This is a genomic window from Streptomyces sp. NK15101, assembly GCF_020400725.1.
GTDB lineage: Bacteria > Actinomycetota > Actinomycetes > Streptomycetales > Streptomycetaceae > Streptomyces.
In genome coordinates this window covers 19,910-28,482 of the sequence record NZ_JAINVG010000095.1, presented here as the reverse complement: position 1 = coordinate 28,482, position 8,573 = coordinate 19,910, and the positions used below count along the sequence as shown (strand labels likewise).

Sequence of the window (8,573 nt, the reverse complement as noted above, 5' to 3'; positions counted from 1 at the left end):
CGCCCGCCACGACGGCGGCCAGGGCGGCGAGCAGGGTTCCGCCCTGATAGAGCAGACCGCGCACCGGGTCGCCCGCGCCCAACAGGCGCCGGGTGTCGAGGGCGTACGTCGAGAAGGTGGTGTACCCCCCGCAGAAGCCGGTGCCGAGGAAGGGCCGGAGCAGCGGGTGCGGGGCGGTGGTGGTCTCGGTGAGCAGGACCATGAGGACGCCGAGCGCCAGGCAGCCGGTGGCGTTGACCGTGAGGACCGTCCAGGGGAAGGCGCCCTCGGGGGTGGGCCAGGCGAGTCCGGCGCCGTAGCGCGCGGCCGCGCCGAGGGCGCCGCCGACGGCGACCACCGCGACGACCGGCAGTTCCTTGCGCAGCCCCATGCGCCCAAGGTTACGAGGACGGGTGGCCCGGCCCGGCCGTCGGGGGTGCGGGGCGGGACGACGGGTCGGGGCGAGGCGCACGGACGCGGATCCCGGCCTGGGGCATTAACCGGGATCCGGCCCGTGCAGCCTCGCTCTGCGATGGTCCGGCCACGCCGTGCGACGGGTCAAAGCCGGGCCGGCGAATCTGTCAGATCCCCCCGGGAGTACTCCGGAGTGTCGGCCCAGGGGTCCGCGACGAGGTGGCGGCGACGCCTCTGACCTGCGGAGACACGGCGGGCGGTGGCCGGGTCACCATCCGGCGGCCGATTCGGGTGCCGGGTACACCTCGTCCCCACGGGCGGCTCCGGGTGAGGGTGGTGGAGCAGCGGGAGGGAGCTGCGCAACCTGAGGGCAGGAGTGTCGTGAGTACATCCGTCGCAACCAAGCGCAGGACCACCGCCGGTGCCGTCGCCCCGGCCGTGCCCCTGGGCGTCGTCAGGTCCTCCGGCGGCGCGGCCGACTCGCGCGAGGACGTCTACGCCGAGCTGTGTGCCGCGCTGTTCTCCGGCTTCCCGCGCCGCGACCAGCGCCTGAAGGCCGAGCAGTACCTGCACGGCCTGCTCACCGCGCAGGGCCGCAAGTCGATCCGCAACATCGCCGCCCAGATCGGCGGGCCGGCGGCCGAGCAGAGCCTGCACCACTTCGTCTCCAGCTCCACCTGGGACTGGCAGCCCATGCGGGCCGCGCTCGCCCGGTACCTGGAGCGGCACAGCTGCCCGCAGGCGTGGGTGGTGCGGCCGATGCCGATCCCGAAGGCCGGGGAGCACTCGGTGGGCGTGGACCGGCGCTTCGACCCGGAGCGCGGGCAGGTCTTCCACGGGCAGCAGGCGTTCGGGGTGTGGTTCGCGAGCGACGAGCTGAGCGTGCCGGTCAACTGGCGGCTCTTCCTGCCGGACCCCTGGGTGAACGACCGCACGCGGCGCGACCGCGCGGAGGTCCCCCAGGAGGCCGGCGAGGAGACCATGGAGGAGTGCGCGGTCGCCGCGGCGCTCGACACCGCCCGCTGGTCCGACGTCACCCGCAAGCCGGTGCTGCTCGACATCCGGGGCGGTGCGGGGCGGGCCGCCCTGACGCGGCTCGCCGGGGCGGGGGTGCCGGTGGTGGCCCGGATCAACCCGGGCTCGCGGCTCGCGATCGCCGACCGCTCGCTGCCGGGCTTCGGAGCGGGCCCGCTGTCCGCGGTCCAGATCCTGGATTCGCTCAAGGGGCTGCGCCGGCCGGTGAGCTGGGTCGACACGGTCGCGGGGGCGCGGACCTCGCGGACCTCGCTCGCGACGGCCGTCCGGGTCGCGCTGCCCACGCCCGGCGGGGAGCGGATGCGTCCGCTGGTGCTGCTCGGCGAGTGGGACGACCCGCGCCGGGCCCCGGCCCGGGTGTGGATCAGCGATCTGACGAACTCTCCGGTCGGTTCGCTGCTGCGGATCACGAAGCTCGGCCGGCGGGTGGAGCGGGACTTCGCGGAGGTCGGCGAGGGGGCGGGGCTGCGGGACTTCGTGGGCCGTTCGTTCCGCGGCTGGCACCGTCACATCACGCTGGCGTCGGCGGCCCACGCGGCGACGGTGATGGCCGGCGGCTGGGACGCGGCGTACGACACGGGCTACGGGCCGGGTTACGGCTCGGGGCGCTCGGCGAGCTGAGACTCCCGTCCGGTCACGTGGTGCGCTCCGGCGGGCCCGGCTGCCGGGCCGGGTCCGCCGTCGCGCGTCCGCGGGCCAGGACCTCCCGGGTGCGCTGGAGGCGCAGCGCCAGCTGGACCTCCAGGACCTGTCCGGGCTTCTGCCACTCGGGGCCGAGGAGTTCGCCGATCCGTTCCAGGCGGCGGGAGACCGTGTTGGGGTGGACGTGGAGCGCCTCGGCCGCGATCGAGGGGCTGCCGCCCGAGGCGAAGTACGCCTCCAGGGTGTGGGTGAGGTCGGTGAACCGCTCGGCGTCGTAGTCCAGTACGGGTCCGATGGCCGACTCGACGAAGCCGTCGACGTCGGTGTCGTCGGAGAGCAGCAGCCCCAGGAAGCCGAGGTCCTGCACGGAGGCGGCGGAGCCGGTGCCGCCGAGCGCGCTCATCGCGTCCAGGCAGCGGCCGGCCTCCTGGTGCATCCGTCCGACGCCGTCCGGGCTCTGGGCGGGGCCGGCGGCGGCGACGGATACGGGGTGCCCGAGCAGCGGGGACAGCTCGGCGGAGACGGCCTTGGCGGCGGCCGAGGCGTCTATGCCGGGGAGCAGCAACACGATGCAGCCGCCCTGCACGGTCTTGAGGCCTGAGAGGCGGTACGCGTACGAGGACGCCCACACCACCGCCCGGCCCTGCTCGCCGCCCTCGGGCCGGGCGAGCACGAGGACGTGCGGCCGGCGCAGGTCGACGCCGAGGCGGCGGGCCCGCTGGGCGATCTGCTGCGGGGCGTGCGGCGGGTCGGCGATGAGGTCGTCGAGGAGTTCGTCGCGGACGGGGCCTTCGGCGACGGCGGTGGAGCGGCGCATCAGGAGGAGGAAGGCGACGCACTGGGCGGCCAGTTCGAGGAGGCGTTCGTCCTCGCCGGTGAGTCCGCCGGCGGCGCGGATGACGAGGCCGCCGAGGTCCTCGGAGCCGGCGATGACCGGCGCGACCCAGGTGTCGCCGTCGGTGAGGACCGGGCGGCGGCGGGCGTGGGCGTCGAGGGAGGCCTTGGCGACGGCCTCCTCGTCCAGGCCGGGGATGTCCCCGGCGGCGGCGAGGGGCCGGCCGCCGGGGTCGCGGATCAGCACGGTCGCGTCGAGGGCGTCGGCGGCCGCCTTGGCCACGTTGCACAGGTCGCCGCCGGCGAGGACGAGGTTCATGATGCGGCCGTGGGCCTCGCTGACGTGCCGCATCCGGGCGAGGCTGGTGCGCACCCGGGAGCTGTCGCGCTCCAGTTCGATGACCTCGGCTCGGGTGCGGTCGAGGAGGCCGGCCTTCTCGACGGCGAGGGCGGCGAGGTCGGCGAGGCCCGCGAGGAGCCCGATCTCCTCGGGGGTGTGGTGGCGGACGCGCCGGTCCGCTCCGTAGAGGGCGCCGACGACGGTGTCGCCGCTGCGCAGCGGGGCGGCCGCGATCGCGTGGATCCCTTCGGCCCGCAGGGCGGATTCGGCGGCCTCGTCGAAGGCGGGGGCGTGGACGCCGGCGTCGAGGGAACCGGAGGGGGCGAAGCGCTCGTCGGCGAGGTAGTCGGCGGTCCAGACGGGCCCGCCGTGGAGCTGGACGGCGCCGCCGAGTCCGTACCCCTCGGCGATCCGGAGGCCGGGGGTGAGGCGCGCGCCGGGGCCGGTGGCGGGGCGGGAGCCTTCGGAGGTGTGGACGTAGCTGGCGCCGTGCGGGCCGCGCAGGGTCACGTAGGCGAGGTCGAGGCCGAGGAGCCGCCGGGCGCGGCGGATGACGACGCGCAGCAGGCTGTCGAGGTCGTAGGAGAGGGTGAGGTCGCGGGCGGTGTCCGTGAGGGCGGCGAGTCCGGCCTCGCGGCGGGTGTCGCGCTCGCGTCCGGCGTGGACCTCGCCGGCGAGGTCCACGGCCCGCTCCAGGCGGCGGAGTTCCTCGCCGGTCAGTCCGGTCCGCCGGGCCTCGTCGAGGAGGGAGTCGAAGCGGGCGGGCGGGTCCTGCCGGGCGAGCATTTCGAGGACCGTGAGCAGCGCGTCGGCACCACCGGCTCCGTCCGCGCCGTGCAATGTCATGGCCCCTGCCCCCGTGGTCGAGCGAAATCGGGCACCTGGGAGGAAACCCGTACTGCTCGCCGAAAATAATTCGGCTTCGGGAGTCGGTCAACGGTGAGCTGCCGCACTTCATTCCCGCTGATGGGCGGTCACATCGCCGGACGGCCGGCGCACCGCCGCCGTCGGCCGGCCGGCGGGACCCGCCGTTCCTCAGCCGACGGAGCCCGCCGGGACGAGCCGGGGGCGTGCGGGGCCGTACTGCGCCGTGCCGTACTGGGCGGGGACGTACGGGGCCGGGACGTGCCGGCTGGAGATGTACTGGGTGGGGATCCGGGGGCCGTACGCGGGCCGGCCGGCCGTGTCCCGCACGGCCAGGACCGAGCGCTGGAGCCGGCGGAGCCGCGCCGAGGGTTCCATGCCGCTCTCGCCCTTGAGGGCCGCGCGCAGCCGCTCGTACACGAGGAGGGCCTCGTCGTGCTGTCCGCAGCGCAGCAGCGCGACCATGAGGTGGGCGTGGAGGGGCTCGTTGGTGCGGTAGCGGGCGACGAGTCCGGTGAGTTCGGAGACGAGTTCGGCGTGCCGGCCGAGGCCCAGCTGTGCTTCCAGCCACTGGTCGAGGACGCTGAGCCTGGACGTCTCCAGGCGCTCGATCTCCCGGCGGAGCCGGGGGCCGGCGGCCACGCCCGCGTAGGGTTCGCCGCGCCACAGGGCGAGCGCCTCGCCGAGCCGGAGGGCGGCCCGGGACAGGTCGCCGGCCTCCATGGCCCGGTAGCCGGCGCCGGCCGCGCGCTCGAACTGCCAGACGTCGTTGGGGCCGCCGCCGGTGTCGAGGCGGTAGCCGCCGGGCTGGGAGACGAGGATCGCGTCGGCGCTGCGCCGGTCCGACCAGCCGGGGCGCGGCTCCGCCGGGGCGGCGCCGCGCAGGGCGCCCGCGATGAGGGCCCGCAACTCCGCTATGTGCGCCTGCAGTTCGGCGCGGGCGCCGCGGGGCGCGCCGGACGGCCAGAGCTCCTCGGTCAGGACCGTCACGGGGACGACCTGGTCGGCGCTGGCCGTGAGCAGGGCGAGCAGCTGCCGGGGCGCGGCCGCTGTCGGGGTGATCGACACCCCGTTCTCACGTACCGACAGTCCCCCCAGAATCCGGACGTCCACCTTGCCCCCTCAGTGCCTGTGCGGTGTCTGCGCGCGGATGACTCTCGATGATTAGAAAAGACCCCCGTAGCCATGTCAATAAGAAACCGGAGGGTACGGAATGACACTCCGGGATATCGGGGTGATTCACCACCTTTGCCCGGTTATCTAGGAGTGGGGTTCTCGTCACTGGCGCAGATCTTACGTACGCCGAAAGACGGTTTCCGGACTCGCAGGTACGCTTTCGAGGGGTCCTCGTGGATGCGGAGGGGGTCGCCACCCGCGAGTTCACGCCAGAAACCGGCACGGGGGTACGGTTTCCCTAGAGCACCGCGGCGGCGGTGAGCAGTCCGAACGCGAGGACGATCAGGGCCGTACGGACGCGGTGGAAACCGTTCCAGCGCCTCTCGAAGGCGGCCCGGACCGCGGACGGATCGCCCGCGGGGTCGCCGGCCGGCGCCTTCTCCGACGCCGCGAGGGCCGTGTTGAGCGGGACGTTCCCCCCGATGGTCACCGCGTGGTTGAGGACCGCGGCCACGAGCCCCGCGAGCACCAGCCACTTCTGCGTGTCCGTCCGCCCGTCGACGGGGACGAGGAACGCGGCGGCGGGGAAGGCCGCCACACCGAGGAAGACCGTGAGGAACACGGCCCTCGGCACGCGTTCGTTGATCCGGCGCATCGCCGTGACGAACTCCGGGTCCGCCAGGCGGGCGAGGGCGGGCATGATGCCGGTCTGGAAGATCAGCAGGAAACCGGCGTAGAGCCCGGTGCTTCCGACGGCGAGGGCGAGCAGCAGGGTGGCCATGCGGCCATTGTCGCCCGCTGCCCGCCGCGCGCGTCAGCTGTAGGGGTCTCCCGACCTCGACTCCCCTTCCCCGGAGGGCTCTTCGTCCTCGGGGGCCAGCAGCCCCGAGGCGTGCCGGATGGCGTCGGCCAGCTCGGTGACCACCGCCGAACCGGACCGGTCGGCGATCGCCCCGGCGCGGTTCACGAGCACCGGAAGCCCCGGGGCGCCCGGCAGGTCGCCGCCGCGCAGGGCGTCCGCGAAGTAGGCGGCGATCGCGGTCAGCTGGAGGCTGTCGTGGCCCTCCCCCCAGATGTCCCCGGTCAGCGCGGCCGTCCCGAGGGCGCCGGACCGCTCGTGCGGCGCCCGGGTGGCCGGGTCGAGCCAGCGGACCGTCGCGGTGGCGAGCGGACCGGCGGCCCCGGGGCGGGTCTTGACCGCGTACAGCGCGGTGACCGTGTGTCCGGCCCCGATCTCGCCGCCGTCCACCCGGTCGTCGCGGAAGTCGTCGTCGGCGACCGCCCTGTTCTCGTATCCGACGAGCCGGAACTTCTCGACGGTCCTCCGGTCGAAGGCGACCTGCGCCTTGGCGTCCCGGGCGCGCAGCTCGACGTGGGAGGGCAGCTGGTCGACGAAGACCTTGCGGGCCTGCGCCGAGTTCGAGACGTACGTGGTCTGCCCGTCGCCCTTGTCGGCGAGCCGCTCCATGAACTCGTCGCCGTACTCGCTGCCGACACCGACCCCGAAGAGGGTGATGCCGTACTCCCTGCGTTCCTCGTCGATGCGCGCGAGGATCGGCTCGGCCTCGGTGTCACCGGTGTTGGCGAGCGCGTCGGAGAGCAGCACCACCCGGTTGGTCGCGCCCTTCCGGTGGCCCTCGACGGCGACGTCGTAACCGGTGCGGACGCCCGCCCCCACATTGGTGGACGAGCTCGTCCCGAGCGAGCCGACGACCTCGCGGATCCGGTCGCGGGCACCCCCGACCCGGGTCATGGGCAGCCGGGTCTCCGCCTCGGAGCTGAAGGTGACGAGCGCGATCGAGTCGTCGTCGCGCAGTTGGCCGGCGAGCAGCCCGAGGGACTCCTTGACCAGGTCGAGCCGGCCCGGCTCGTCCATCGAGCCGGAGACGTCGACGACGAAGGTGAGGGCGGCGGGCGGACGTTCGGCGTTCCGGTCCGCACCCCGGGTGGCGAGCCCGACCCGGAGCAGGGACCAGCCCTCGGCCCCGGCGCGGGCCCCGTCGAGGGTCACGCTGAAGCCGTTGTCCTCCGGGCGCGGATAGTCGGGCCGGAAGCTGTTGACGAACTCCTCGGGGCGCACGGTCGTGGGGTCGGGCAGCCGCCCCTCGGCGAGGGTGCGGCGGGCGTAGCCGTACGAGGCGGTGTCCACGTCCAGGGCGAAGGTGGACAGGTAGTCGGGGGCGGGCGCCGGGGAGCGCTGTTCGCCCTCCTGCGGCGCGGCGGTCCCGGCGCGGCCGCCGTCGGGGGCCGCGGGCGCGGTCCGGCCGCCGCTCTTCAGGCCTTCGTCGGAGCTGCTGCGCCCGCCGCCCGCGCCGCAGCCGCCGACGGCGAGTCCGGCCGCGAGCAGGGCCGCGACCACGGCCGGGAAACGGGCCCCGCGGCGCCGGTCCCGGCCCTCGTGCTGTCGTTCCATCTCATCTCCCCCTCTTCGTCGGTCACTTGTGAATGTGACGAACGGGAGGCCCGCGGGGAGCAATCGAAGGAGTTGCGGATGGATCTCGATGCGGCAACGGCGACACGGGTGAAGCGGCGTGGCATGGATTCGCCATCCTTTTCAACAGGGGTTGTCACCGTGTGCAGTCACATGCGTACATGGAGTGGACATCGATCGGGCGGGGGTGGTCAGCGGTGGCAGAGAGCGCGGGCTCCGTGATGCTCGCCCGTTCGGCGATGAACCGGGCCGCGACCGAGGGACAGCGGCCCGCCGGGCGGCCGGTCCGTGGTGCGCGGCGCATCAGTGCCGCGCTCGCCGGGCTGGCCGCCTCCACCCGGCACGAGCTGCTGACCTTCGACGACCCGGTCGCGTCCGAGGGCTTCGCGATCCCCGAGCCGTTCCTGGAGCTGGCGGGAGCGTGCATGCGGGCCGCGGTGGAGCGGGCCGAGGAGGTCAGACGGATCGTCCCGAGGCATGCCCTGCCCCGGCTCGAAGACGGGCTCCGGTTCCCCGGCCGGGCCCGCCTCGCGGAGGCCATCCCGTTCAAGATGATCGTCGTCGACCGGACGGTGGCCGCGGTCCCGCTCGATCTGGAGCTGCTGTACAACGGGCTGCTGCTGATCCGGGACCCGGTCGTGGTGCAGGCCCTCGTCCGCGCCCACCACGCCTTCTGGGCGGCGGGCGAGGAGCTGACGTGCCCGGCGCCGTCCCCGCCGCCGCCGTGCGATCTGCCGCCCCAGCTGCGCCCGGTGCTCGACGCCCTCCTGTCGGGGGTCACGGACGAGACGGCGGCCGCCCGGCTCGGCATGTCCGCGCGGACGTACAGCCGCAGGGTGGGCGAGCTGATGGCGGCCCTCGGCACGACGAGCCGCTTCCGCGCGGGCGCGGAAGCGGCTCGGAGGGGGTGGGTATGAG

At 74.6% G+C, this 8,573-nt stretch carries 7 protein-coding genes; 2 read left to right on the top strand and 5 right to left on the bottom strand.

What is annotated here, in order from left to right:
* Window positions 1-370: fluoride efflux transporter CrcB (gene crcB, locus K7G60_RS33055; protein ID WP_225804652.1), on the bottom strand; the 370-nt coding region annotated here is incomplete at its 3' end.
* Between the two features lie 404 nt (window positions 371-774).
* Between crcB and K7G60_RS33050 the strand changes: the two genes are divergently transcribed.
* Window positions 775-2,049 carry a transposase gene (locus K7G60_RS33050; RefSeq protein WP_225804651.1) on the top strand — a complete coding sequence of 425 codons (1,275 nt, stop codon included), beginning with the start codon at window positions 775-777 and terminating at the stop codon, window positions 2,047-2,049.
* A gap of 13 nt (window positions 2,050-2,062) precedes the next feature.
* On the opposite strand, the gene K7G60_RS33045 is transcribed toward K7G60_RS33050, so the two are convergent.
* The 4 genes from K7G60_RS33045 to K7G60_RS33030 all read right to left on the bottom strand — a co-directional run bounded on the left by K7G60_RS33045 (window position 2,063) and on the right by K7G60_RS33030 (window position 7,637).
* On the bottom strand, window positions 2,063-4,090 hold the full coding sequence (locus K7G60_RS33045) for a helix-turn-helix domain-containing protein (RefSeq protein ID WP_225804650.1): 2,028 nt from the start codon (window positions 4,088-4,090) through the stop codon (window positions 2,063-2,065).
* Between the two features lie 189 nt (window positions 4,091-4,279).
* Complete coding sequence (locus tag K7G60_RS33040; protein ID WP_225804649.1) at window positions 4,280-5,221, bottom strand: AfsR/SARP family transcriptional regulator; 942 nt, start codon at window positions 5,219-5,221, stop codon at window positions 4,280-4,282.
* 301 nt (window positions 5,222-5,522) lie between these two features.
* Window positions 5,523-6,005, bottom strand: coding sequence for a DUF1772 domain-containing protein (locus tag K7G60_RS33035; protein WP_225804648.1), 483 nt, complete (start codon window positions 6,003-6,005; stop codon window positions 5,523-5,525).
* Between the two features lie 33 nt (window positions 6,006-6,038).
* Window positions 6,039-7,637 carry a von Willebrand factor type A domain-containing protein gene (locus K7G60_RS33030; RefSeq protein ID WP_225804647.1) on the bottom strand — a complete coding sequence of 533 codons (1,599 nt, stop codon included), beginning with the start codon at window positions 7,635-7,637 and terminating at the stop codon, window positions 6,039-6,041.
* Between the two features lie 215 nt (window positions 7,638-7,852).
* Between K7G60_RS33030 and K7G60_RS33025 the strand changes: the two genes are divergently transcribed.
* Window positions 7,853-8,572, top strand: a complete 720-nt coding sequence (locus K7G60_RS33025; protein WP_225804646.1) for a DNA-binding response regulator — start codon at window positions 7,853-7,855, stop codon at window positions 8,570-8,572.
* Window position 8,573 lies beyond the last annotated feature (1 nt).

Excerpts from the sequence above, each read along its gene's own strand:
- K7G60_RS33045 (WP_225804650.1), bottom strand. The coding sequence starts at position 4,090 with ATGACATTGCACGGCGCGGACGGAGCCGGTGGTGCCGACGCGCTGCTC.
- K7G60_RS33035 (WP_225804648.1), bottom strand. The coding sequence starts at position 6,005 with ATGGCCACCCTGCTGCTCGCCCTCGCCGTCGGAAGCACCGGGCTCTAC.
- K7G60_RS33030 (WP_225804647.1), bottom strand. The coding sequence starts at position 7,637 with ATGGAACGACAGCACGAGGGCCGGGACCGGCGCCGCGGGGCCCGTTTC.